Origin of the sequence: Tropicimonas aquimaris (genome assembly GCF_042676185.1) — a bacterium.
Lineage (GTDB): Bacteria > Pseudomonadota > Alphaproteobacteria > Rhodobacterales > Rhodobacteraceae > Tropicimonas > Tropicimonas aquimaris.
Genome location: NZ_JBHTJT010000044.1, coordinates 1 through 23,860, shown reverse-complemented (window position 1 = coordinate 23,860; position 23,860 = coordinate 1). Strand labels below are relative to the sequence as shown.

Sequence of the window (23,860 nt, the reverse complement as noted above, 5' to 3'; positions counted from 1 at the left end):
GGTGATCGGCATCGTGATCGTCGCCCACGGCGGCTTGGCGAACGAGTATCTTTCAGCCGTCGAACATGTCGTCGGCAAGCAGGACGGGATGCTGGCGATCGCCATAGCACCCGAGCACGACCGTGTCGCCAAGCAGACCGAGATCATCGATGCCGCGAACGAGGTCGACGTCGGCGACGGTGTCGTCGTGGTTACCGACATGTTCGGCGGATCGCCCTCCAACCTCTCGCTCAGGGCCTGCGACAAGGCCAATCGCAAGATCCTGTACGGCGCCAACCTGCCGATGTTGATCAAGCTGGCAAAGTCCCGACAGATGTCGGTCGACGACGCGGTCCATTCGGCACTCAAGGCAGGGCGCAAGTATATCAACAGTTTTGACGGCACATCCGGGAACGGACATTGAATGACCAAGAGCATTGTACAGGTTCTGGAGATCGTGAACGAGAAGGGCCTGCACGCCCGCGCATCGGCCAAGTTCGTCGAAACGGTCGAGGCGTTCGACGCCCAGGCCGAAGTCCGCAAGGACGGACTTGACGCAGCGGGCGACTCGATCATGGGCCTTTTGATGTTGGCAGGCTCCCGCGGAACCTCTATTGAGGTCGAGACCAGCGGCCCGCAGGCCGAGGAACTTGCGAAGGCCCTGGCTGATCTCGTCGCCAACCGGTTCGGCGAGGATATGTGAGGCGGATCGGCAAGGAGTTCTTCCGGCTTGGTGGAATCGACACAGCATAGGCCCGTGCTCGTAAGCCGCCGTCCGACGCGTCAGTTGATCGGACAGGGAGACGGCAATCTCGCCGACCAACCCTACGACCGGCGCCGCCTGTCCTATGCCAACACCTTCGAGAATCCGCTGCAGGTCGGCATCATCCACACGATGGAAGCGCTGACAGGCAAACTGCGGCTGCTCCGCCTGATCCGCAAGTTCGAGGCCATGGGCGTGCCCGACGGTCAGGCGTTCTGGAAACAGGCGCTCGACGTGATGGGGATCGCCCTGCGGACGCCGCCGGAACAGATCGCGCGCATCCCCGAGACCGGCCCGCTCGTGATCGTCGCCAACCACCCCCACGGGCTTGTCGACGGCATGGTCCTGGCCGAACTGATCGGCCGCCGCCGCACCGATTACAAGATCCTCACCCGGTCGCTGCTGACCGGCGTCGGAGAGATCGACCGATTCATGATCCCCGTACCGTTTGCGCACGAGGAAGACGCGCTGCAGCAGAACCTCGAGATGCGCCGCCGGGCGATGGAGCATCTGAAGAACGGCGGCTGTATCGTCCTGTTCCCCTCCGGCGTCGTTGCATCCTCCGACAGCCTCTTTGGCCCCGCGGTCGAGCGCGAGTGGAACCCCTTCACCGCCAAGATGATCCAGCGCTCGGGCGCCCGCGTGCAGCCGATCTTCTTCCCCGGCAGAAATTCGCGTTGGTACCAGATGGCGAACCGGGTCTCCGCGACCCTGCGCCAGGGCCTTCTGCTCTACGAGGTCGTCCACGCCCTCAACAAGCCGCAGGCACCGATCGTCGGCCCGGTGATCGAACGCCCCGCCCTTGCGGAATGGGCAAGCAACCCGCGCGGCTTCATGTCCTGGCTGCGCGAGCAGACTCTGAGCCTGCGCGACAGCTGAACGTCCTCCAAATGCCGGCGCTCACAGGGGTGCGTGCGGGGCATGAAGCCCCGTCACCAGAGTTGCCTCAGCGCGTCGGAACCGGCGTCTCGCCGCGATAATCGTAGAAGCCCCGGCCGGATTTGCGCCCGAGCCATCCGGCGTCGACATACTTCACCAGCAGCGGGCACGGGCGGTACTTGGTATCCGCCAGGCCCTCGTGCAGCACGTGCATGATCGCGAGACAGGTATCGAGACCGATGAAATCGGCCAGTTCCAGCGGCCCCATCGGATGCCCCGCGCCGAGCTTCAGCGCGGTGTCGATCGACTGCACGTTCCCGACGCCTTCGTAGAGCGTGTAGATCGCCTCGTTGATCATCGGCAGCAGCACGCGGTTGACGATGAACGCCGGGAAATCCTCGGCGATCGCGGCAGTCTTTCCGAGCGAGGCGACCACCTTCAGCAGCGACTGGTAGGTGTCGTCGTCGGTGGCGATGCCGCGGATCAGTTCGACCAGCTTCATCATTGGTACCGGGTTCATGAAGTGCAGGCCCATGAACCGCTCGGGCCGGTCGGTGCGGCTGGCCAGACGGGTGATCGAGATCGAGGAGGTGTTGGACGTCAGGATGGTATTGGGTTTCAGATGCGGCTGGAGATCCTCGAAGATCGCGGTCTTGATGGTCTCGCGCTCCGAGGCTGCCTCGACGATCAGGTCCGAGTTTCCCAGATCCGTCAGCTTGAGCGTCGTCGAGATCCGCGCCAGCGCAGCATCCCGATCCTCGGCGGAGATCTTTTCCCGGGAAACCTGCCGCTCCAGGTTCTTGCGCATCACCGCCAGGCCGCGATCGAGCGCCTCCTGGCTGATGTCGTTAAGCAGTACGTGATAGCCGGCCAGTGCAAAGACATGCGCGATGCCGTTGCCCATCTGACCCGCCCCGACGATGCCTACGGTCTTGATGTCCATCGGTCCCACCTTCCGTGGTTGAATTGCGACTCTTGCGCGGAGCATATGCTGCACCTGCGAAATGATCCAGAAAGACCGCCCCGCAAGAGCCGCTCCAAATCGTCTCAACCTTTACCTTTAGGGAAATCGAAATCGAAAGCCCTGATTCTGCTCCTCGGGTGAGTAATCAAAGAGGTGTGGGGATGGCTTTCGAACATCCGGGCGATGGTGCCCTTGACTATCTGCCGTGTCGATATGGCAAATCCAGGCTGCTGTTTCGCGGGCCGAAGAAGCCGCTCGAGGGGCGCTTTGCCGTGTTCTTCGGCGGAACCGAGACCTACGGCAAGTTCATCGAATACCCCTTTGCCGATCTCGTCGGCGATGCGCTCGGCTTCCCGACGATCAACATGGGATGCGTCAATGCCGGAATCGACGTCTACACCCGCGATCAGCCCCTGACGCAGATCGCCAGCCGGGCCGAGGTCGCGGTGATCCAGGTGCTGGGCGCGCAGAACATGTCGAACCGTTTCTACTCGGTGCATCCACGCCGCAACGATCGATTCATCGGCCCGTCGGCGCTCATGCAAACGATCTATCGCGAGGTCGATTTCACCGAATATGCCTTCACGCGGCACATGCTGCAGGCGCTCCAGGACCATTGCGAGCGGCGATTCGGCCTTGTGGTCGAGGAACTGAAAGCCGCCTGGGTGGCGCGGATGCGCTCTTGGATGGAAGCGCTCGAATGCCGCAAGGTGCTGCTCTGGCTCTCCGAGCGGACGCCGGAGGAAGAGGATCACGTGCTCGACCCGCTGTTCGTCGACCGCCGGATGCTGGAGCAGATCCGCCCGCTCGTGGATGACATCATCGAAGTGGTGCACATGCCGGCAATGAACGAGTTCAACACCGAAGGCATGGTGTTCTCCGAACTGGAAGCGCAGGCGGCGCGGCAGACGCCCGGGGTCTCAGTCCACATCGAAGCCGCGGCCGCGCTCGTCCCGGTTCTCGAAGGCCTGATAGAGGCGCCGTAATCCGAAGAGCGTGCGGCATGAAAAAGGGGCGCGCCCGCTCGGGCACGCCCCCCTTGTCGATTTCCGGCGCCCCGGATCAGAGCTTCTCGGTCAACTCCGGCACAGCCTGGAACAGGTCCGCGACAAGGCCGTAATCTGCGACCTGGAAGATCGGCGCCTCTTCGTCCTTGTTGATCGCGACGATCACCTTGCTGTCCTTCATGCCGGCGAGGTGCTGGATCGCGCCGGAGATGCCGATCGCGATGTAGAGCTCGGGCGCCACGACCTTGCCGGTCTGGCCGACCTGCCAGTCGTTTGGCGCGTAGCCGGAATCGACCGCAGCCCGCGAGGCGCCGACAGCGGCACCGAGCTTGTCGGCCAACGCCTCGATCATCTTGAAGTCCTCTTCGGAACCGACACCGCGACCGCCGGAGACGACCACGCCGGCCGAAGTCAGCTCGGGCCGGTCGGAGGCCGCGACCTTGTCCTCGACCCAGGCCGACAGATCGGAGCCGGCACCCGCGCCGATGGTTTCCACCGGAGCCGGGCCGCCCTCGCCCGCGACGTCGAAGGTCGACGTGCGGATCGAGATCACCTTCTTCGGATCGCGCGACTTCACCGTCTGGATGGCGTTGCCGGCGTAGATCGGCCGCTCAAACGTGTCGGCATCGACCACAGCGGTGATATCCGAGATCACCATGACGTCCAGCAGCGCGGCGACGCGCGGCAGGATGTTCTTGGCGTCGGTGGTGGCCGGCGCAACGATGTGGTCGTAGTCACCGGCGAGCGACACGATCAGGTTCGCGGTAGCCTCGGCCAGCCGGTGCCCCAGCTCGGGGCCCTCGGCGACCAGCACCTTGGCGACACCGTCGATCCTGGCCGCGGCCTCGCCCGCAGCCGCCGCGGAAGCACCGGCGCAAAGCGCGGTCACGTCGCCCAGCTGCGCCGCGGCCGTCACGGCCTTGGCAGTGGCGTCCAGCGCCAGCTCGCCATTCGTCACTTCGGCAAGAAGAAGAACAGCCATCAGAGCACCCCCGCTTCGTCCTTGAGTTTCGCCACCAGCTCATCGACCGAACCCACGATCACGCCGGCCTTGCGGGCCTCGGGCTCGCTGGTCTTGAGCACTTCGAGTCGCGGCGCGACATCGACGCCGTAATCGGCAGGCGTCTTGGTATCGAGCGGCTTCTTCTTGGCCTTCATGATGTTGGGCAGCGAGGCATAGCGCGGCTCGTTGAGGCGCAGGTCCACGGTCAGAACGGCCGGCAGCTTGACCTTGATGGTCTGAAGCCCGCCGTCGACCTCGCGGGTCACCACTGCAGCCTCGCCGTCCACGTCGACCTCGGAGGCGAACGTGCCCTGGGCCCAGCCGAGCAGCGCGGCCAGCATCTGGCCGGTTGCGTTCATGTCGTTGTCGATCGCCTGCTTGCCGCAAAGCACCAGCCCGGGCCGCTCCTCGTCGACGATCCCCTTGAGGATCTTGGCGACGGCCAGCGGCTCGATATCGGTGCTAACGTCATCGGCGGCCTCGACGAGGATCGCACGGTCGGCGCCCATCGCCAGCGCGGTGCGCAGTGTTTCCTGGGCCTGCTTGACGCCGATCGAGACTGCGACGATCTCGTCGGCCTTGCCGGCTTCCTTCAGTCGGATCGCCTCTTCGACGGCAATCTCGTCGAAGGGGTTCATCGACATCTTCACGTTGGCAAGATCGACGCCGCTTCCGTCCGCCTTGACGCGGACCTTCACATTGTAGTCGATCACGCGCTTGACGGGTACGAGGACCTTCATTCACGTGTCTCCTTCTGGGCCGGTCGAGGCGACCGGCAAGTTGCATTTCGTTACCATCGGAACACTTCCTAACGGAGCCCCTGTCGCTCGGACAGCCAAAAAGCGACCCCCGACACGCACGAGACGCCGCGTTTATTGTCGCGGCAGGTAATTTTGTTTCGCGAGCATCTCGCAGGCCGTATGAGCCCCGAGCCAGCGCATGAGGGGCGATCCAGCGAACGTTCCTGACACATTGCTCAGCGGTTGGCGCCGGGCACCCAGAGCACGTCGGCGGTGCCGTTCTCGTTGGCGATGCGGGAGGCCACGAAGAACCAGTCGGACAAGCGGTTGAGGTATTTCACCGCGTGCTCGTTGACCGACTCCACTTCCGTCAGGGCCACCGCAAGCCGTTCGGCCCGGCGGGAGACCGTCCGGCAGAGGTGCAGATGCGCGGCCAGCGCCGAGCCGCCGGGCAGGATGAAACTGCGCAGCGGCGACAGGTCCGCGTTCATCGCGTCGATCTCGGCCTCGAGCCGCTCCACCTGGGTCGCGACCATCCGCAGCGGCGGGTATTCTGCCTCGGCATCCTTTTCCATCTCAGGGCGGCAGAGATCGGCGCCAAGATCGAACAGGTCGTTCTGGATCGCCGCGAGCCGGGCGTTGAGCTCGCCATCGGCATGGAGCCGGGCCAGCCCGAGGGTCGCGTTGCATTCGTCCACGGTGCCGTAGGCCTCGACCCGCAGCGCATGTTTCGGCACCCGCGTGCCGTTGCCGAGGGCCGTCGTGCCCTTGTCGCCGGTGCGCGTGTAAATCCTGTTCAGAATGACCATGTCAGCCCCCTCGCCGGAAATAGACGAACGCCAGCACCAGGATGATCGCCACGAACTGGGCATAGATCCGGTAGCGCATGATCCGGTTGGCGTGCTTGCGGTTGAATTCGCCACCCTTGGCGAAACCGCCGATACCGGTCAGCAGGATCGCCAGCACCAACAGCACGGCGATGGCGACAACGATGAATAGTGGATCGTTCAGCATCGGTTTCCCCCCGGGTCTGGTCAGGACATAGCTCGCGCGTTCCGGATTGCGAAGCCCAATTCACCCTTTGCGGATGATCGCGTCCAGCGCCGGGGTCGGCAGCAGGCGCCGCAGCGCCCCCATGATATAGGCGGGCGTGGTGACGTAGTAGCGCGGGCGCGGGCGCGGGCTTTCGATCGCGTGCAGCAGCTTGGCGGCCACCGCTTCGGGCGGCAGTTCGAAACGGTCCTTGCCGCGATCCTTGTAGAGACGCTGCAGCAGGCTCGTCTCGTATTGCTCGGCGCGCGGCGAGTTGCGCCAGTCGATCCAGCGCTCGAACTGCGGGATCGCGTTCACGCGGAACTTCGACGTGATCGGCCCGGGCTCGATCAGGACTACCCGTATGCCGGTGTCCTCCATCTCCAGCCGCAGCACATCGGTCAGGCCTTCGAGCGCGTATTTCGTCGCCACATAGGCCCCGCGCCACTTCAGCGGCACCAGCCCGAGGACGGAGGAGCACTGGACGATCCGGCCGTGCCCCTGCGCGCGCATCACCGGAATCACCTGCCGCGTCAGCTCGTGCCAGCCGAAGAGGTTGGTTTCGAAGATCGAGCGCAGCCCGTCGGTGGGCAGATCCTCGAGCGCACCGGGCACCGCGAAGGCGCCGTTATTGAAGAGCGCGTCGAGCGTGCCGCCGGTGCGGGCGGTCGCCTTGGCTACCGCGGCGCTTATGCTGTCGACATCCGTGTAGTCGAGGCGGAAGCTCTCGAGCCCATCGGTCTCGAGCCGGGCGCAATCCTCCTGTCTCCGGCAGGTGGCGAACACGCGCCAGCCCCGCGCTTTCAGATCATGCGCACATGCGAGGCCGATCCCCGAGGAGCATCCGGTGATGAGAATGGATTTCTGCGCCATGCCTGCCCTTCCTGCCAGTTTCCGCGCGTCATGGCGCGTCCGGGACAGGGGTGCAAGTGGTCAGCCGTCCACGGCCTCAGGACGGACGAGGAAGCGGCGGGACATGAACCCCGTCGCGCCGTCCGAAAGCCGGATACGGGCCCAGTCCGGTCCCTCGTAGGCGACGAGTTCGACCTTCTCGCCCCGCCCGGCAGAGCCGACCACCGGGTGCCGCGTCGACGGGCCGGCGCGCAGGTTGACCCGGTTGCCCAGCACCTGCAGCAGATCCGCGTCGGGCGTCGCGGCGGGGGTGGCCCCCGCAGAGGCCGCGGGGACCCGCGCAGCCTGGGCGGGCAGGCGGTCCTCCGGTTCGGCAGACGCCCCGGCGGAGGCGAGCCGGACCATTTCGTCGGGCAGGTTTGCAGAGGCGACCTCGAAGGGCGCGTCGGCTCCGGCATCCTCTGCCGCAACCGCTGCCGGGTCGAAGGCCGTGCGCGACACCTCGACCGCCCCGCCGGATCGCGAGTCGACGCGCGCCACGAACTGGGCGAGGAGTGGCGTCTCCGACAGGCTCGGCCCCGGGGCAGTGTCCTCATCCGCGACCAGCATGGCGAAACCGAGAACCGTCAGCGTGGTGGCAACATAGCGTCCAAGCATCGTCAACTCCTGCAAAAAACCTTGCAAGATCAATGCCCCCACATGGAAATTGTTCCACGTTCCGGAATATCTCGCCCGCTGCACCCGAATTTCGATGCGCCAGTCGGCCGTTCTCCGGCGCTATTCTTCCTGCAGGAAATTGCGCGACATGTAGCCTTCCGGCCCGTCGGGCAGACGGATCTGCGCCCAGCCGTCGCCAGCGAAGGCAACAAGCTCGACAGCATCTCCGGCGACGACCGATCCGACGATATCGAAGGCCGTGGACGGCCCGGAGCGGACGTTGACGCGGTTGCCAGTCACCAGAAAGCGCGAGGACCCGGCGGATTGTGCTTCGGCATCGCGGACATTTTCGGTCGGTACGGCAAGGAAGCCCGGATCGCCAAGCCCGGCCATCAGGCCGACGGGCTCCCCGTCGGGTTCATCCGTGTCGGCAAGAGACGCGGGCTCGACGCTTGCCTGCTCTGCGCCAGGTGCATCTTCAGACTGGTCCAGGCTCAGCGCTTCGAGAATTGCGGCGTGGACGGCATCGGCATCCTCGGACGAAGCGGCGACCGGCGCGGCATCGGCGGTCGCGACTGCGACGGGCGCGGCATCGGACGCCTTGGCGAGGTCGACACGTTTTGGCGCGTTCAGCGCCGTGGGAGACGTCTCGCTGCGGGTGACTTGCACGTCCTCGACGTCGGCTTCGGGCGCCGGCGGCGCCATGAGCATCGCTACACCCAGAACAAGCAGCGTCCCGGTCACATACCGTCCGAGCATCTTCCATCCCCCTCAGTCAAAAACGTCTCACGAATTAACAGCAGAATCACATCGAGCTCGACGAACATATCACGAAGCAGCCCATACCGCCCATTAGGTAGAATTGCGGAACCGCTTGTTCGCCGCCACGCGCTTGGCTACACAGCAGGCCATGAGCGACGACGCGGACCGCCCCGAAAGCCAACCTCTTGAGACGTCCGAACCGCTGCGCCGGGCCATCGGCGAGCGCTACCTGACCTATGCGCTCTCGACGATCATGCACCGCGCGCTGCCGGACGCTCGTGACGGGCTGAAGCCGGTCCACCGGCGGATACTCTATGCCATGCGGGAACTTCGGCTCACCGCAACCGGGGCCTTCCGGAAGTCGGCCAAGATTTCCGGCGACGTGATGGGCAACTATCACCCGCACGGCGACGCCGCGATCTACGACGCGATGGCCCGCCTGGCGCAGGACTTCGTGATCCGCTACCCGCTGGTCGACGGGCAGGGCAACTTCGGCAACATCGACGGCGACAACCCGGCGGCATCGCGCTACACCGAGGCCCGGCTGACCGCCGCCGCCGAGGCGCTGATGGAGGGCCTTGCGGAGAACGCCGTCGACTTCCGCGAGAACTACGACGGCACGCTGACCGAACCCGAAGTGCTGCCGGCCGCCTTCCCGAACCTTCTGGCCAACGGATCGAGCGGCATCGCGGTCGGCATGGCCACCAACATCCCGCCCCACAACCTGGACGAGTTGATCGGCGCCTGCCTGCATCTGATCAAGACGCCGGACGCCCGCGACGAGACGCTGCTCAACTACATCCCCGGCCCGGATTTCCCGACCGGCGGCGTGATCGTGGAGCCGCGCGAGAACATCGCGGAGGCCTACCGCACAGGGCGCGGCGCCTTCCGTCTGCGCTCCCGCTGGGAGATCGAGGAGACCGGGCGCGGCCAGTGGCAGATCGTGGTTACCGAGATCCCCTATCAGGTCCAGAAGTCCAAACTGATCGAGAAACTCGCCGAGCTGATCCAGACCAAGAAGGTGCCGATCCTGGCCGACGTGCGCGACGAAAGCGCCGAGGACATCCGCATCGTGCTGGAGCCGCGCTCGCGCAACGTCGATGCCGACGTGCTGATGAACATGCTGTTCCGCACCTCCGAGCTGGAGACGCGGTTCTCGATGAACATGAACGTGCTGATCGACGGCCGCACGCCCAAGGTCTGCTCGCTCAAGGAGGTGCTGCGCGCCTTCCTCGACCACCGGCAGAACGTGCTTGTGCGCCGTTCGCAGCACCGGCTTGAAAAGATCGACCACCGCCTCGAAGTGCTCGAGGGCTTCATCATCGCCTTCCTGAACCTCGACCGGGTGATCGAGATCATCCGCTACGACGAGGCGCCGAAGGATGCGCTGATGCGCGAGACCTGGGGACGAGAATTCCCGCGGGCGCTCAGCGAGGCCGATTACGTGCCGCCGGCGCCGCTGGCCAAGGGTGAAGAAGGCTCGTTGTCCGAGGTCCAGGCCGAGGCGATCCTCAACATGCGCCTGCGCAGCTTGCGCCGGCTCGAGGAGATGGAACTGCTCGCCGAGCAATCGGCCCTGATGGAGGAGCGCGCCGGGCTGCAGGACCTGCTCGACGACGAAGGCCTGCAATGGGCCCGGATCGCCGAGGAACTGAAGGAAATCCGCGCGAAATTCGGCAAGAAGGCCCCAGGCGGAGAACGCCGCTCCAGCTTTGCCGAGGCCGTCGAAGTGACCGAGGTGCCGCTCGAGGCGATGATCGACCGCGAGCCGATCACCGTGGTCTGCTCCAGGATGGGCTGGATCCGGGCGATGAAGGGCCACATCGCTCTCGACAGCGAGCTCAAGTTCAAGGACGGCGACGAGGGCCGCTTCCTGTTCCACGCCGAGACCACCGACCGGCTGCTAATCTTCGGCTCGAACGGGCGTTTCTACACGCTCTCCGCCTCGCAATTGCCCGGTGGGCGCGGGATGGGCGAGCCGGTCCGGCTGATGGTCGACCTGCCGAACGAGACCGAGATCGTGGACCTGATGATCCATCGCGCCGGGCAGCGGCTGCTGGTGGCGTCCTCGGCGGGCGACGGGTTCGTGGTGCCGTCCGACGAGGTTCTGGCGCAGACCCGCGCTGGCAAGCAGGTGCTGAACGTGAAAGACGACGTCACGGCGGTGATCTGCAAGCCGATCGAGGGCGACCACGTGGCGGTGATCTCGAAGAACCGCAAATTCCTCGTCTTCCCTGTCGACGAGCTTCCGGAAATGACCCGGGGCAAGGGCGTGCGGATCCAGAAATACAACCAGACCCGCGGACGGCAGGGGACGCTCGAGCTCGATGGCGGGTTGTCGGACCTGACCACCTTCCGCGGCGAGGACGGGCTGAAGTGGACCATGCCCAACGGGCAGGTGCGCCACGAGAAAGACCTCTCGCCATATGTCGGGAAGCGCGCCTCGGTTGGACGACAGCCGCCCTACGGCTTCCCGCGCGACAACAGGTTCACCTGATTTTCAGCTGACACGGGGGAATGGGGCGCCGCCCCCGTCCCCCGCGATACTTCCGAACGGAATTTGGACTCAGTGACCGGGCGTGCCCACCTTGCCGACGGATGCGGCCGCCTGCGCGGCACGCAGCTCGACAAGCCGCTTCTTGATCCGCTTCTGGCGGCGGTTTTGGTAGGCGGTAATGATCGGCAGAGTGACGTAATAGGCGATCAGCCCGGCGATGATTCCGGGAATGATGCCTCCCACGAGGAACGGCAGGAAAACCTCGTGGTAGAACAGGCTGAGCCGGTCCCAGTTCGCCACGTCGTCGGTGAAGATCGCGCGGAAATTCCCCCATAGATCGGCGAAGGCCCCCGAGAACTTGCTCATCAGGTTCTGATTCATGTGCTGGTGGAACTCGCCCGCCTCGATCCGCTCCTGAAGTTCCTGGCGGAACCCGGGCGCCGGTTCGAGTCCGAGGATCCAGTACCCGATCTTGAGCGAGATGGCGGCAATGAACGGGAAGGTGAGCGGATTGCCAAAGAAGGTGGCCAGCATCGCGGCGAGGATATTGCCGCCGATCGCCTTGGCGACCATGAAGGCGGTGATGAAATGCAGCCCGTAGAACGGCGTGAAGGACACGAAGACGCCTGAGAAGATGCCGCGGGCGATGCGGTGCGGCTTGTCGGGCAGGCGGCGGATGCGGTGCTTGACGTAGATCGCAGCGCGCCCCCAGCCGCCCCGCGGCCAGAGACTTTCGGCTACGACCTGCAGCCAGCTCCGTTTCTCACGCCTCTTGAAGACCACGCCTCAAGAACTCCCACTTCAATTTTTCCGGCGCTCAGTCCAGACCGTCGACGTTCCGCACCCGCGACACCTCGGCAACATCATTGTCGGCCTCCAACGCGGTCATCACCATGTGCAGTTGTTCCACGTCGCGCAGATCCACGTCGATTTCGAGGCGATAGAAGTCCGGTTTCCTGTCAACGATGTGCAGGTCGGAGATATTTGCCTTCTGCTCGCCGATCAATGTGCAGATTCGACCCATTACCCCGGCGTCATTGCTGATCGTCATCTGCATCGTCACCGTATAGATGGCCGCGTGCAGGCCGGAGTGCCAGTGCAGATCGACCCAACGGTCGGGCTGGTCCTCGAGATCGACGAGGGTCGGGCAGTCGATGGCGTGGACCACCACGCCCTGACCGCGATAGGTGATGCCGACGATCCGCTCGCCCGGAACCGGCTGGCAGCACTTGCCGCGCGTCGGAGTCTGGTCCGGGGCGAGGCCGAGAACCGCTCGCTCCTGCTCCACCTCCTCGCCCTCGCGGGCGGCGAGTTCCGGGTAGAGCGTGCTGACCACGTCGCGGGCCGAGAGTTCGGCGCTGCCGAGGCGGGCAAGGAGTTCCTCGCCGTCCTCCAGACCCATCTGCCGGGCCGCCGTCCGCAGCGCCTTGTCCGTGGCCTTCTTGCCGACATGGTCGAAGGCCACGCGCGCCAGTTCGGAGCCCAGCTTGATGTAGCGCTCGCGGTTTTCCTCGCGCAGGGAGCGCCGGATCGCGGATTTCGCCCGGCCGGTGACCACGATGTCGAGCCATGTCGCCTGCGGGCGCTGTCCCTCGGCGGTGATGATCTCCACCGACTGGCCGTTCTTGAGCCGGGTCCACAGCGGCACCCGCACGCCGTCGATCTTGGCGCCGACGCAGCTGTCGCCGATGCGGGTGTGGATGCCGTAGGCATAATCCAGCGGCGTGGCGCCCTTGGGCAGCTTGATCACGTCGCCCTTGGGGGTGAAGCAGAACACCTGGTCGGAATACATCTCGAGCTTCATGTGCTCGAGGAAATCGGTGTTGGAGGAATCGTCGAACCGCTCCGACAGGGTCGTGATCCACTTGGCCGGATCGACGGCGAAGGGGTTCTCCGCGCGCACGCCGTCGCGATAGGACCAATGCGCCGCAACCCCGGACTCGGCAACCTCGTGCATCTGGCGGGTGCGGATTTGCACCTCGACCTGCTTGCCGTCGCGCCCCGAAACCGTGGTGTGGATCGAGCGATAGCCGTTCGACTTGGGCTGGCTGATGTAGTCCTTGAACCGGCCCGGCACCGCCTTCCAGCGCTGGTGGATGGCCCCGAGCACGAGGTAGCAGTCCAGTTCGTCCTCGGTGATGACGCGGAAGCCATAGATGTCGGACAGGCGGGAGAAGCCCTGCCCCTTCTCCTGCATCTTGCGCCAGATCGAATAGGGCTTCTTGGCCCGGCCGAAGACCTCGGCCTCGATGCCCACGCGGTCCAGCTCCAGCCGGATGTCGTGCGTAATCTTGTGGATCACGTCACCGGTCTCGCGCTGGAGCGTGATGAAGCGGCGGATTATCGAGGAGCGCCCCTCCGGGTTAAGAACCCGGAACGACAGGTCCTCCAGTTCCTCGCGCATCCACTGCATGCCCATCCGGCCGGCGAGCGGCGCATAGATGTCCATGGTCTCGCGGGACTTCTTCACCTGCTTGTCGGGGCGCTGGTACTTGATCGTCCGCATGTTGTGCAGGCGGTCCGCCAGCTTGACGAGGATCACCCGGAGGTCCTTGGACATCGCCATGAACAGCTTGCGGAAATTCTCCGCCTGCTTGGTCTCGGTCGAGGTCAGCTGCAGGTTGGTCAGCTTGGTGACGCCGTCCACAAGTTCCGCGACCTCGCTGCCGAATCGGCGCTCCAGGTCGGAGAAGTTCGCCCGCGTGTCCTCGACGGTGTCGTGCAGCAGGGCGGTGATGATCGTCGCATCATCCAGCCGCTGCTCGGTCAGCAGCGCGGCGACGGCCACCGGATGCGTGAAATAGGGCTCGCCAGAGTGGCGTGTCTGGCCCGCATGCATTTCAGCCCCGTAGGCATAGGCCTCCCGGAGCTTCTCTGTATTGCTGTGCGGGTTGTAGGCGGTGACGAGCGCAACCAGGTCTTCGACATCAATCATTGCGCGCCGGTCTCACCAGATGTTCGCCTCGGGCCTCAGCGAGGCTCCTGCGCTTCCATCAGCGCGCGCAGCAGCTTCTCCTCGTCCATCCCGTCGTCGGCGGGCTTGTCCGGGGTCTCGGCGCCCATCAGCAGGGCCATCGAATCCTCTTCGGGCTCGTCCACCTCGATCTGGGTCTGGTTGGCCTCGATCATCCGTTCGCGCAGGTCGTTGGCCTGCTGGGTCTCGTCCGCGATCTCGCGCAGCGCCACGACGGGGTTCTTGTCGTTGTCGCGGTCGATGGTGATCTGGGAACCCGAAGAGATCTCGCGCGCACGATGAGCGGCGAGCATCACCAGCTCGAAACGGTTGGGAACCTTGTCAACGCAATCTTCGACCGTCACGCGGGCCATGGGAAACTCCAGTCCTGCCAGGGGTGGGAGCGCGTTCCTTAACTCCCCTTGGCCAAAAGCGCAAGGGATTCGGAACAGTCCAGCGGGACAATCCCCGACATGTCCGCCTCGGTCAAGCCCGCACAAAGCTCCGTGACGCTCTGCCCCAGCACGGGATGCACCCAGCCGGGCGCGATATCGGCCAGCGGCACGAGCACGAAGGCGCGATCCTGGATGCGCGGATGCGGCAGGATCAACTGGTCCGGCGCCTCCTCGCGCTGGCGCTCGAATGGCAACGCCCGCCAATGTTCCCAGGTTCCCCGATCGGGCAGCAAGACACCGCCGAAGTCCAGCAGATCCAGATCCAGCGACCGCGCCCCCCAACGTTGGCTGCGGCTGCGTTCGAACCGCTTTTCCACGGCATGAAGATGCGCCAGCAGGGCCCCGGCATTCAGAGAGGTTTGCACCACCGCCGCGGCATTCACATAGTCGGGCCCGGCACCGGCCGGCACGCAAGGTGTGGCAAAAAGACGACTCGCTGCAACGACCCGGACGGCATCGCATTCGAGGGCCTCAACTCCTGCAAATACAAGGTCTTTCGGCGACATCCCCATAGCTGCAACATTCGAGCCTATCGAAATGAACGCCTTTGTGTCCGTTTTGTAACGTGGTATATCTTGCGGCAGGATCGTATTTCCTTATTTTTTCCATTCTGTTCGGCCGAACCACTCACCACTCACTCACAGGCCGGGCAGATATATCGGAAGGATATTTGATGTTCTACAGAGACGAGCGGCTTGCGCTCTTCATCGACGGTTCGAACCTCTACGCAGCAGCAAAGTCCCTTGGCTTTGATATTGATTACAAACTGCTGCGACAGGAGTTCATGCGCAGGGGAAAGTTGCTGCGGGCGTTCTACTACACCGCGTTGCTTGAAAACGACGACTACTCGCCGATTCGGCCGCTGGTGGACTGGTTGCACTACAACGGCTTTACCATGGTCACGAAGCCCGCGAAGGAATACATCGACAGCCAGGGCCGACGTAAGGTCAAGGGCAACATGGATATCGAGCTCACCGTCGATGCCATGGAGCTGGCGCCGCGGGTAGATCATATTGTCCTGTTCTCCGGCGACGGCGATTTCCGCCCGCTGGTTGAGAGCCTGCAACGCTCGGGCGTCCGGGTGTCTGTGGTTTCCACCATCCGCAGCCAGCCGCCGATGATTGCGGACGAGCTGCGCCGTCAGGCCGACAATTTCATCGAGCTCGACGATCTCAAGGACGTGATCGGTCGCCCGCCGCGCGAACCGCGTCCGCAGGAGGTCGCCCAGTCCGAGGAATACGCTCGCGACTGACCCGACACCTTCGGGAGTTATTCGGCACGGTCCGCATTGTATGCGGGCCGTGTTTTCGTTTGCGACGCAGTCAGGCCATGCATCGATCCCGGGCATCAGCGCTGGACGGGCGCGGGCTGTGGCCTTACCTGTGGGGCCCGGAGGTAGCGCATGACCAAACCGAACCTGACCCTCTACCTGGCCGCGCCGCGCGGCTTCTGCGCCGGTGTCGACCGCGCAATCAAGATCGTCGAGATGGCGCTCGAGAAATGGGGCGCGCCCGTCTACGTGCGCCACGAGATCGTGCACAACCGCTACGTGGTCGACGGGCTGCGCAACAAGGGGGCCGTCTTCGTCGAGGAACTTGAGGATTGCCCGGAGGATCGCCCGGTGATCTTCTCGGCCCACGGGGTGCCCAAGGCGGTGCCCGCCGAGGCCGAACGGCGCAACATGATTTATGTCGACGCCACCTGCCCGCTGGTCAGCAAGGTCCATATCGAGGCCGAGCGCCACGCCGAGGAAGGTTTGCAGATCATCATGATCGGCCATGCCGGCCACCCCGAGACGATCGGAACCATGGGCCAGCTCCCCGAGGGCGACGTTCTGCTGGTGGAGACCGCGGCGGACGTGGCCACGCTGGAGGTGCGCGACCCGCAGCGCCTCGCCTATGTCACCCAGACAACCCTCTCGATCGACGACACCGCCGAGGTCGTCGCCGCGCTGCAGGCCCGTTTCCCCGCGATCATAGGACCGCACAAGGAAGACATTTGCTACGCCACCACCAACCGCCAGGAGGCGGTCAAGGCAATGGCGCCCAAGGTCGATGCGATCCTCGTGATCGGAGCGCCGAATTCCTCCAACTCGCGGCGCCTGGTCGAGGTTGGCGCCCGTGCCGGCTGCGGCTACGCCCAACTCGTGCAGCGAGCCTCCGACATCGACTGGCGCGCGCTGGAAGGGATCAGCGCGCTCGGCATCACCGCCGGCGCCTCGGCCCCCGAGGTGCTGGTCCGGGAGGTCATAGATGCGGTCAGCGACCATTTCGAGGTGACGCTCGAACAGGTGGAAACTGCGGTCGAGCGGGTCGAGTTCAAGGTGCCGCGTGTGCTCCGGCAGGTGACCGCATGATCTCCGTTCAGTTCCTGCTCACCGCATTCGTCGTTGTGCTCGCCCCGGGCACCGGGGTGGTCTACACGCTGGCGACCGGGCTGGGTCAGGGCCGACGCGCCGCGATCTGGGCCGCGCTCGGCTGCACGATCGGGATCGTCCCGCATCTGCTCGCCGCCGTGCTCGGGCTGGCCGCGCTGCTCCACACCTCGGCGCTCCTGTTCCAGGTGGTGAAGTTCGCCGGCGTGGCCTACCTGCTCTGGCTCGCATGGCAGGCGCTACGCTCCGGCGGGGCGCTCGCGATCTCGCCTTCGGCGCATTGCTTTAACGGCTGGCAGATCGCCCGCCGAGGGGCGCTGATCAACATCCTCAACCCCAAGCTCTCGATCTTCTTCCTCGCCCTGCTGCCGCCCTTCCTGTCCGGCACCGCCGCCACGGCAACCTCCGAGATGCTGAGCCTCGGCGCGGTCTTCATGGCGATGACCTTCGCCGTCTTCGTCCTCTACGGGGTCTTCGCGGCGTCCGCCCGCACCCTGATCCTGTCGAGCGAAACGGCCATGCGCTGGCTCAACCGCTCTTTCGCCGCCATCTTCGCCGCCCTCGGCGCCCGCCTCGCACTGGAGCGGGCATGAGAGACATTCCACGCATGGCGCTCGTGCTCGGCATCGCCGGGCTGCTCCCGTTCCTGTGGGGCGTGCTCACACGGTTCGTGCCGGCGCTGCAGGAGTTGACCCTCGCCACCGTCGGCCCCAGGTTCGTCGCGCCCTATATCCTGCTTTACTACGGCACGATCATCCTCGCCTTCATGTCCGGCGTGCTCTGGGGCTTCGCGGCGCGGGCGGAGGGCGAGGCGGCCAGCCTCGGATATGCGCTCTCGGTGATTCCGGCGCTCTGGGCCTTCTTCTTCAGCGGCACCGGGCCGGTCAGCACCGCGATCTACCTGATCGTGGGTTTTCTCGGCGTGCTCGGAATCGACTGGCTGCTCTGGTCCAACGGCCTGACGCCGCGCTGGTGGATGGCCTTGCGGGTGCCACTGACCGTCGTGGTCGTGGCCTGCCTTTCCGTCGTGGCGCTTGCCTGACACTGCCTGCACCGGCTCTGCCGGTCGTGCCCCCTTGCCCTGCCCCGATCACTGACGTATCCGCCCCGCATGCCCGAGCTTTTTGCCTATACCGACGGAGCCTGCTCCGGGAATCCCGGCCCCGGAGGCTGGGGCGTCCTGCTGCAGGCCAAGGACGGCGAGACCGTCGTGAAGGAACGCGAACTCAACGGCGGCGAAGCGGCCACCACCAACAACCGCATGGAGCTTCTGGCCGCGATCTCGGCGCTGGAAAGCCTCTCCCGCCCCTCCGCGATCACCATCGTGACCGATTCGGCCTACGTGAAGAACGGGGTGACCGGCTGGATCCACGGCTGGAAGCGAAACGGCTGGAAGACCGCGAGCAAGAAGCCGGTGAAGAACGAGGAACTCTGGAAGCGTCTCGACACCGCGCAGGCCCGCCACAAGGTCACCTGGGAATGGGTCAAGGGCCACGCCGGCCACCCGGAGAACGAGCGCGCGGACGAACTGGCGCGCGCAGGAATGGCCCCTTTCAAGAAGTGAACCGCCCTGCGGGCGATGCCTCCGGCGGGGATATTTTTCGACAGAAGAAGCAGCGGGCGCGCCCGGCCATCAAAGCGGAGGCCGGGCGACTTCTCCTGTCACGGTCATTGGCGTCCCCGCCTGTACCGTAGCCGGAGTGTCGCCCATCCCGGTTCACAGGTCATGACTTCTTCTGTCCTGGAATATCCCCGCCGGAGGCAAGTAAACTCTTTCACAAGGCAGGATCAGGAGATCCGGTCCGGCAGGGTCAGGCCGCGCAGGATTTCTTCCACGGCCATCGGGCGTTTGCCCTGACGCTGCGCTTCGAGTATCTCGATCGCGCCGCTGCCGCAGGCGATCCGAAATCCGCCCAGAACCTCGCCGGGCTGTCCCTCGCCCACTGCGAGCCGCGACCGAAGAAGCTTCAGCCGCTCCTCGCCGATCTCGCACCAGGCGCCCGGGAACGGGGACAGGCCGCGGATCTGGCGGTCGACCTCCTCGGCCGGGCGGGACCAGTCGATGCGGGCCTCGACCTTGTCGATCTTTTCGGCATAGGTGACGCCTTCGTCGGGCTGCACCTGGGGCGCGAGCCCGTCGAGGCGGGACAACGCTTCGACGATCAATCCGCCGCCCATGGCGGCAAGGCGGTCGTGCAGGTCTGCGGTGGTATCCTCCGGCCCGATCGGCGTGGCCTGCCGCAGAAGCACGGGGCCGGTGTCGAGCCCGGCCTCCATCTGCATTATGCAGATCCCAGTCTCCGAATCCCCCGCCATGATCGCGCGGTGGATCGGCGCGGCGCCGCGCCAGCGCGGCAGCAGCGAGGCATGGATGTTGAGGCAGCCCTGCGCTGGCGCGTCGAGGATGGCGCGGGGCAGGATCAGTCCGTAGGCGACCACCACGGCGACATCGGCGCCAAGCGCGGCAAAGGCCTCCTTCTCCTCCTGCGGGCGCAGCGAGACCGGATGGCGGACCTCGAGGCCGAGTGCCTCGGCCCTCGCCTGCACAGGGCTGGGACGGGGCTTCTTGCCGCGACCCGCTGGACGCGGTGGCTGGGTGTAGACGGCTGCGATCTCGTGGCCGGCCGCGACCAGCGCGTCGAGCGCCGGCACCGAAAAGTCCGGCGTTCCCATGAAGACGACCTTCATCCCCTCACTCCCTTGTCTTGCGTGCCCGCTTGATCAGCATGTCCCGCCTCGTCCGGCTCAGCCGGTCGAAATACATCCGCCCGTCGAGATGGTCGATCTGGTGCTGCACCGAGGTCGCCCAAAGCCCCTCAAAGGCCCGGCGCACCCGCATCCCCGTCTGGTCGGTGAAAGCGACGTCGACCTTCGCGGGGCGCTCCAGCCGGGCGTGCACGCCGGGCAGGTTCGGGCTCGCCTCCTCATGTGCGCGCAGCGCCTCGCTGGCGGACAGGATCTGCGGATCGGCAAGCCGCACGGCCTGGCCGCGCTCGGTGGAGCAGTCGACAACCGCGAGACGCAGCATGACCCCAATCTGCGGCGCCGCGAGCCCGAGACCGGGCATTGCCTCCATCGTGTCGACCATGTCGTCCCAGATCGCGCGGATTTCGTCGTTGATCTCCCCGACCGGCGCCGCGGGCGTCCGCAGGCGCTTGTCGGGCCAGCGCACGAAGGGCCGGGGGCTCACGCGCTGTATTCCTCGATCAGCGCCTGACGGGTCTGCCGGTCAAGCCGGTCGAGGGTGACGATGCCATCGAGATGGTCGACCTCGTGCTGGGCGCAGATCGCGGCAAAACCTTCGAGATCCGCCTCCTGCGCACGTCCGTCGATGTCCGTCCAGGTCATGTGGATCTGCGCCGGGCGTTCGACGCGGGCGGCGATGCCGGGAATCGACAGGCAGCCTTCGTCATGGGCGGCTCGTTCCGGCGAGGTCCAGGTGATCTCGGGATTGATGCAGATCACCGGATCCGGCGCACGCTCCTTCCAGGCCGAGTCCATGACGAACAGGCGCAGGGCGTGACCGACCTGCGGCGCCGCGAGGCCGCGCCCCTCGGCGGCATACATCGTCTCGAGCATGTCGCTGGCCAGCGTCCGTATGCCGGCGTCGATCTCTCCCACCGGCTCGCAGACCCGAGCGAGCACCGGTGCCGGCCACATCTGGATCTTGAGCTTCGGCATGCGATCAGGCCCTCGCGCGCTCGCGCTTGAGCTTCTGCATCTTGCGGGTGATCAGCTGACGCTTGAGCGGCTTGAGGTAGTCGATGAACAGGATGCCGTCGAGATGGTCGATCTCGTGCTGCACGCAGGTCGCCCAGAGATCGGCGAAGGTCTCTTCCTGCAGCCGGCCATCGCGGTCCACCCAGCGCACGGTGACCTCCGACGGGCGCTCGACCTCGGCGTACTGGTCCGGGATCGACAGGCAGCCCTCCTCGTAGACGCTGCGCTCGTCCGAGCTCGCCACGACCTCGGGATTGAACATCACCAGCGGCCTCGGGGTCGCGCCCTCTTCCTTCACGCAATCCAGCACGATCAGGCGCTTGGTGATCCCGACCTGCGGCGCGGCCAGGCCGATGCCGGGCGCGTCATACATGGTCTGAAGCATGTCATCGGCGAGCACCCGCAACTCGTCAGTGAGGTCGGGCACTGGCTCGCAGACCTTTTTCAGGCGCGGATCGGGATGGATGAGAATGGAACGCAGGGTCATGCGCGGGGATGTAAGGCAAGGGTGCGGCCGGTGCAATATCACGACTGCGGTATACCCCTTGCCCCTGCCCGCCCTGCGGGTAGCTTGGCGCTCCAGGAACAACGAGGTGCACCATGTCATTCGACGAAATCATCGACCGCCGCGGAACTCATTGCGTGAAGTGGGACATGATGGAGGAGCGCTACGGCGTCCCGGCCGACGACGGGATCGCGATGTGGGTGGCCGACATGGATTTCCGTCCCCCCCGCTGCGTGCTGGACGCGGTGCAGGGCATGGTCGATCACGGTGTCTTCGGCTACCACGGCGACGACCGCAGCTATCGCGAGGCGATCTGTTGGTGGATGAAGGAGCGGCATGGCTGGCAGGTGGACCCGTCCTGGATTTTCACCACCGCCGGGCTGGTCAACGCGGTCGCCATCAACCTCGAGGCCTTCACCGCGCCCGGCGACGACATCGTGCTGTTCACGCCCGTTTATCACGCCTTCGCCCGGGTCATTCGCGCGGCGGGGCGCAACGTGGTGGAATGCGAGATGCCCGTCCAGGACGGCATCTACCGGATGGATTTCGATGCCTGGGACGCGCAGATGACCGGCTCGGAAAAGATGCTGATCCTCTGCTCGCCGCACAATCCCGGCGGCCGGGTCTGGACCCGCGCCGAGCTCGAAGGCATCGCGGATTTCGCACGGCGCCATGACCTGATGATCGTCTCGGACGAGATCCACCACGACATCGTCTATCCCGGCGCGCACCACATCCCGATGAGCACCCTGCCCGGCATCGCCGACCGGCTGATCATGCTGACCGCGCCGTCCAAGACCTTCAATATCGCCGGCGCCCATACCGGTCAGGTCATCATAGAGGACCCGAACCTTCGCGACCGCTTCGCGCGGCGCATGGCGGGGCTTGGCAAGTCGCCGAACTCCTTCGGCCTCTTCATGACCGAGGCCGCCTATTCCCCGGAAGGCGCGGCCTGGGTCGACGATCTGGTCGCCTACCTGGACGGAAACCGGCAACTCGTCGATTCGTCGATCAACGCGATCCCCGGCCTGCGCTCGATGCCGATGCAATCGACCTACCTCGCGTGGGTCGACTTCTCCGGCACCGGCATGGCCCGCGAGGAGTTCACCGCACGCGTCGAGAAAGGCGCGCGGATCGCGACCAACCACGGCCCCACCTTCGGCAAGGGCGGCGACAGTGTCCTGCGGTTCAACTTCGGGACGCCCCGCAGCCGGGTCGCCGAGGCGATGGAGCGGCTGGCCAGCGCGTTCTCGGACCTGCAGTGATGCCGGGGCTGGGTCATGCCGTGCTGCTGACGATAATCCTGGGGCCGCCGGGCGCCACCGGCCATGCCCTCTGGGATCGCTTCCAGCCCTGGGACATGACCCCGCCGCGCCAGCTCACCGCCGAGATCGACCGCATCGTGGTGGACAAGACGCGCCGCACCATGCGCGTCTATCGCGACGGCAGGATCCAGAAGGTCTATCGCCCGATCGCGCTCGGCTTCGCGCCTGCGGGCGACAAGTTCGAGGAAGGCGACGGGCGGACGCCGGAAGGGGTGTTCCGCATCGACAGGCGCAACAACCAGAGCGCCTATCACCTTTCGCTCGGCATCGATTATCCGCAGCGATCGCACCGCGCCCGGGCCAGCGAGGCCGGCGTCTCGCCCGGCGGGGACATCTTCATCCACGGTCAGCCGAACCAGCGCAAGGGCCGCCCGGACCTGCGCGGCGACTGGACGGCCGGCTGCGTCGCGATCAGCGACGAGGAGATCGAGGAGCTTTTCCGCTACACGCCGATGGGCACAGAGGTCGAGATCCTGCCCTGACCCGGCAGCGCCTGCGTTAACACCTGTGGCAATCCCGGGGCATGTCGCGGCCGGTCAGTTCCGGGGAAGAAGGCCCGAGGGCTCCGGACGGTCACGTACGAAATCCGCTGCCGGAGCAGCGCCCGCTGCCGGGGTCGTCCGCTTGACCTCGAAGACCCGCTCGCCATCGGCCTCCGCGGAGGCGACGATCAGCGCCTGGCAGAGATGCCGCCCGCCGTCATAGAGATCGACCAGCCCGCGCAGCCCCGGCGCATCGGCCACATCGAGCGCGAAACCGCCCTCCCAGTGGCGCAGGATCGTGAAGTCCTCGTCCCCCACGCGGACCACCATCCGCGAACGCCGACGCTTGGTCTCCTTGCGCGCGGATTCCAGCTCCTCGCGCACTTCCTTGGGAAGAAACTCAGACATACCTACGACTCCCGCACCGAACACCTCTATTGGCGCGCACCGCTCGCCACCTGTCAACCACCGAGGCCGAAAGCTGGCAGGAAACCGATGCCTTTCAAACACATGACCGACGTGGTCTCTATCGGTCATGGCCGTCGGGCCGGTTCAGTGCGCCGCGGCGCCGTAGTGCTCGACCATCATCGTGAGATCCTCGGGCGGCGTCTGTGATTGCAGGAATGCGCAGGCATTCGGCGCCAGCCTGAAGATCGACCCATCCGAAAAGAAGGTGGTGTTAGTCACGAACACGACCTTCGTGTCAGGGTGCTTGTAGGACGCGAAATCGGCAACGGCGAGCGCACTCCCTTCCTCGAGCACCAGATCGAGAACGATCACGTCGACGGCGTCGAGCCTGAGAACGTCGATGGCATCTTCCTGTCCGCGAACGAGCCGAACGGCATTGGAGTGCCCCATCTGAACTGGTCCACCGTTATGTTTAGGAAACGGAGGACAGAGAATGGCGAACA

The 23,860-nt window shown here is 65.5% G+C and carries 30 protein-coding genes; 12 read left to right on the top strand and 18 right to left on the bottom strand.

Going from position 1 to position 23,860, the window contains the following annotated elements; translation table 11 throughout:
* Position 1 precedes the first annotated feature (1 nt).
* The 3 genes from ACFQ2S_RS18230 to ACFQ2S_RS18220 all read left to right on the top strand — a co-directional run bounded on the left by ACFQ2S_RS18230 (position 2) and on the right by ACFQ2S_RS18220 (position 1,621).
* Complete coding sequence (locus ACFQ2S_RS18230; RefSeq protein WP_386076661.1) at positions 2–403, top strand: PTS sugar transporter subunit IIA; 402 nt, start codon at positions 2–4, stop codon at positions 401–403.
* A complete protein-coding gene (locus ACFQ2S_RS18225; RefSeq protein ID WP_089233287.1) occupies positions 404–682 on the top strand; it encodes an HPr family phosphocarrier protein in 279 nt (92 codons plus the stop codon).
* Between the two features lie 84 nt (positions 683–766).
* The gene (locus tag ACFQ2S_RS18220) at positions 767–1,621 is read left to right on the top strand and encodes a lysophospholipid acyltransferase family protein (protein ID WP_386076701.1); all 855 of its coding nucleotides are present in this window, start codon (positions 767–769) and stop codon (positions 1,619–1,621) included.
* Positions 1,622–1,688: 67 nt separating this feature from the next.
* Here the strand turns inward: ACFQ2S_RS18220 and ACFQ2S_RS18215 are convergent, their stop codons facing one another.
* A complete protein-coding gene (locus ACFQ2S_RS18215) occupies positions 1,689–2,564 on the bottom strand; it encodes a 3-hydroxybutyryl-CoA dehydrogenase (RefSeq protein ID WP_386076659.1) in 876 nt (291 codons plus the stop codon).
* A gap of 182 nt (positions 2,565–2,746) precedes the next feature.
* Here ACFQ2S_RS18215 and ACFQ2S_RS18210 point away from each other — a divergent pair, with 182 nt between their 5' ends.
* Entirely contained in the window at positions 2,747–3,571 is an 825-nt protein-coding gene (locus ACFQ2S_RS18210) for a DUF6473 family protein (RefSeq protein WP_386076657.1), read from the top strand.
* Positions 3,572–3,647: 76 nt separating this feature from the next.
* On the opposite strand, the gene ACFQ2S_RS18205 is transcribed toward ACFQ2S_RS18210, so the two are convergent.
* From ACFQ2S_RS18205 to ACFQ2S_RS18175, 7 genes are all read right to left on the bottom strand, one after another.
* Positions 3,648–4,574 (bottom strand): FAD-binding protein, encoded by a 927-nt coding sequence (locus ACFQ2S_RS18205; protein WP_386076656.1) that lies wholly within the window; start codon positions 4,572–4,574, stop codon positions 3,648–3,650.
* Positions 4,574–5,335 (bottom strand): electron transfer flavoprotein subunit beta/FixA family protein, encoded by a 762-nt coding sequence (locus ACFQ2S_RS18200; protein ID WP_386076654.1) that lies wholly within the window; start codon positions 5,333–5,335, stop codon positions 4,574–4,576. Before ACFQ2S_RS18200 ends, ACFQ2S_RS18205 begins: the two co-directional genes overlap by 1 nt.
* Before the next feature lie 236 nt (positions 5,336–5,571).
* Positions 5,572–6,144: a cob(I)yrinic acid a,c-diamide adenosyltransferase gene (locus tag ACFQ2S_RS18195; protein ID WP_386076652.1), complete on the bottom strand. Its 573-nt coding sequence runs from the start codon at positions 6,142–6,144 to the stop codon at positions 5,572–5,574.
* Between the two features lies 1 nt (position 6,145).
* Positions 6,146–6,349: a twin transmembrane helix small protein gene (locus ACFQ2S_RS18190; protein WP_089233293.1), complete on the bottom strand. Its 204-nt coding sequence runs from the start codon at positions 6,347–6,349 to the stop codon at positions 6,146–6,148.
* Positions 6,350–6,409: 60 nt separating this feature from the next.
* Positions 6,410–7,240: an SDR family oxidoreductase gene (locus ACFQ2S_RS18185; RefSeq protein WP_386076650.1), complete on the bottom strand. Its 831-nt coding sequence runs from the start codon at positions 7,238–7,240 to the stop codon at positions 6,410–6,412.
* 60 nt (positions 7,241–7,300) lie between these two features.
* On the bottom strand, positions 7,301–7,876 hold the full coding sequence (locus ACFQ2S_RS18180) for an SH3 domain-containing protein (RefSeq protein ID WP_386076649.1): 576 nt from the start codon (positions 7,874–7,876) through the stop codon (positions 7,301–7,303).
* 120 nt (positions 7,877–7,996) lie between these two features.
* Positions 7,997–8,635: an SH3 domain-containing protein gene (locus tag ACFQ2S_RS18175; RefSeq protein WP_386076648.1), complete on the bottom strand. Its 639-nt coding sequence runs from the start codon at positions 8,633–8,635 to the stop codon at positions 7,997–7,999.
* 151 nt (positions 8,636–8,786) lie between these two features.
* Here ACFQ2S_RS18175 and ACFQ2S_RS18170 point away from each other — a divergent pair, with 151 nt between their 5' ends.
* Positions 8,787–11,135 carry a DNA topoisomerase IV subunit A gene (locus tag ACFQ2S_RS18170; RefSeq protein ID WP_386076646.1) on the top strand — a complete coding sequence of 783 codons (2,349 nt, stop codon included), beginning with the start codon at positions 8,787–8,789 and terminating at the stop codon, positions 11,133–11,135.
* A 69-nt stretch (positions 11,136–11,204) separates the two neighbouring features.
* On the opposite strand, the gene ACFQ2S_RS18165 is transcribed toward ACFQ2S_RS18170, so the two are convergent.
* From ACFQ2S_RS18165 to folK, 4 genes are read right to left on the bottom strand one after another with little or no spacing between them, the layout of a single operon-like run.
* Positions 11,205–11,918 (bottom strand): DUF2062 domain-containing protein, encoded by a 714-nt coding sequence (locus ACFQ2S_RS18165; RefSeq protein WP_386076644.1) that lies wholly within the window; start codon positions 11,916–11,918, stop codon positions 11,205–11,207.
* A 34-nt stretch (positions 11,919–11,952) separates the two neighbouring features.
* Positions 11,953–14,070 carry a RelA/SpoT family protein gene (locus tag ACFQ2S_RS18160; RefSeq protein WP_386076642.1) on the bottom strand — a complete coding sequence of 706 codons (2,118 nt, stop codon included), beginning with the start codon at positions 14,068–14,070 and terminating at the stop codon, positions 11,953–11,955.
* Positions 14,071–14,105: 35 nt separating this feature from the next.
* On the bottom strand, positions 14,106–14,462 hold the full coding sequence (gene rpoZ / locus ACFQ2S_RS18155; protein ID WP_386076640.1) for a DNA-directed RNA polymerase subunit omega: 357 nt from the start codon (positions 14,460–14,462) through the stop codon (positions 14,106–14,108).
* Between the two features lie 38 nt (positions 14,463–14,500).
* The gene (gene folK / locus ACFQ2S_RS18150; RefSeq protein WP_386076700.1) at positions 14,501–15,076 is read right to left on the bottom strand and encodes a 2-amino-4-hydroxy-6-hydroxymethyldihydropteridine diphosphokinase; all 576 of its coding nucleotides are present in this window, start codon (positions 15,074–15,076) and stop codon (positions 14,501–14,503) included.
* A 140-nt stretch (positions 15,077–15,216) separates the two neighbouring features.
* On the opposite strand from folK, the gene ACFQ2S_RS18145 reads away from it, so the two are divergent.
* The 5 genes from ACFQ2S_RS18145 (at position 15,217) to rnhA (ending at position 18,481) form a co-directional block, all read left to right on the top strand.
* Positions 15,217–15,795 (top strand): LabA-like NYN domain-containing protein, encoded by a 579-nt coding sequence (locus ACFQ2S_RS18145; RefSeq protein WP_386076638.1) that lies wholly within the window; start codon positions 15,217–15,219, stop codon positions 15,793–15,795.
* A 150-nt stretch (positions 15,796–15,945) separates the two neighbouring features.
* The gene (gene ispH, locus ACFQ2S_RS18140; RefSeq protein WP_386076636.1) at positions 15,946–16,899 is read left to right on the top strand and encodes a 4-hydroxy-3-methylbut-2-enyl diphosphate reductase; all 954 of its coding nucleotides are present in this window, start codon (positions 15,946–15,948) and stop codon (positions 16,897–16,899) included.
* Positions 16,896–17,510, top strand: coding sequence for a LysE family translocator (locus ACFQ2S_RS18135; protein WP_386076634.1), 615 nt, complete (start codon positions 16,896–16,898; stop codon positions 17,508–17,510). Before ispH ends, ACFQ2S_RS18135 begins: the two co-directional genes overlap by 4 nt.
* Positions 17,507–17,959, top strand: coding sequence for a DUF3429 domain-containing protein (locus ACFQ2S_RS18130; RefSeq protein ID WP_386076632.1), 453 nt, complete (start codon positions 17,507–17,509; stop codon positions 17,957–17,959). The genes ACFQ2S_RS18135 and ACFQ2S_RS18130 overlap by 4 nt, the downstream gene beginning before the upstream one ends.
* Before the next feature lie 69 nt (positions 17,960–18,028).
* Complete coding sequence (gene rnhA, locus ACFQ2S_RS18125; protein WP_089233306.1) at positions 18,029–18,481, top strand: ribonuclease HI; 453 nt, start codon at positions 18,029–18,031, stop codon at positions 18,479–18,481.
* 224 nt (positions 18,482–18,705) lie between these two features.
* On the opposite strand, the gene fmt is transcribed toward rnhA, so the two are convergent.
* From fmt to def (ACFQ2S_RS18105), 4 genes are read right to left on the bottom strand one after another with little or no spacing between them, the layout of a single operon-like run.
* Entirely contained in the window at positions 18,706–19,605 is a 900-nt protein-coding gene (fmt, locus tag ACFQ2S_RS18120; RefSeq protein WP_386076630.1) for a methionyl-tRNA formyltransferase, read from the bottom strand.
* 4 nt (positions 19,606–19,609) lie between these two features.
* Positions 19,610–20,107, bottom strand: a complete 498-nt coding sequence (gene def / locus ACFQ2S_RS18115) for a peptide deformylase (protein ID WP_386076628.1) — start codon at positions 20,105–20,107, stop codon at positions 19,610–19,612.
* A complete protein-coding gene (gene def, locus ACFQ2S_RS18110) occupies positions 20,104–20,598 on the bottom strand; it encodes a peptide deformylase (protein ID WP_386076626.1) in 495 nt (164 codons plus the stop codon). The genes def (ACFQ2S_RS18115) and def (ACFQ2S_RS18110) overlap by 4 nt, the downstream gene beginning before the upstream one ends.
* A gap of 4 nt (positions 20,599–20,602) precedes the next feature.
* A complete protein-coding gene (gene def / locus ACFQ2S_RS18105) occupies positions 20,603–21,124 on the bottom strand; it encodes a peptide deformylase (RefSeq protein WP_386076624.1) in 522 nt (173 codons plus the stop codon).
* Between the two features lie 113 nt (positions 21,125–21,237).
* On the opposite strand from def (ACFQ2S_RS18105), the gene ACFQ2S_RS18100 reads away from it, so the two are divergent.
* Both ACFQ2S_RS18100 and ACFQ2S_RS18095 read left to right on the top strand, forming a co-directional pair.
* Entirely contained in the window at positions 21,238–22,407 is a 1,170-nt protein-coding gene (locus tag ACFQ2S_RS18100) for a MalY/PatB family protein (RefSeq protein ID WP_386076622.1), read from the top strand.
* Positions 22,407–22,949 carry a L,D-transpeptidase family protein gene (locus ACFQ2S_RS18095; RefSeq protein ID WP_386076621.1) on the top strand — a complete coding sequence of 181 codons (543 nt, stop codon included), beginning with the start codon at positions 22,407–22,409 and terminating at the stop codon, positions 22,947–22,949. The genes ACFQ2S_RS18100 and ACFQ2S_RS18095 overlap by 1 nt, the downstream gene beginning before the upstream one ends.
* Positions 22,950–23,003: 54 nt before the next feature.
* Here ACFQ2S_RS18095 and ACFQ2S_RS18090 read toward each other — a convergent pair whose 3' ends face one another.
* Together ACFQ2S_RS18090 and ACFQ2S_RS18085 are read right to left on the bottom strand one after the other, a co-directional pair.
* On the bottom strand, positions 23,004–23,357 hold the full coding sequence (locus tag ACFQ2S_RS18090; RefSeq protein ID WP_386076619.1) for a hypothetical protein: 354 nt from the start codon (positions 23,355–23,357) through the stop codon (positions 23,004–23,006).
* Positions 23,358–23,501: 144 nt separating this feature from the next.
* On the bottom strand, positions 23,502–23,807 hold the full coding sequence (locus tag ACFQ2S_RS18085; protein ID WP_386076698.1) for a hypothetical protein: 306 nt from the start codon (positions 23,805–23,807) through the stop codon (positions 23,502–23,504).
* Positions 23,808–23,860 lie beyond the last annotated feature (53 nt).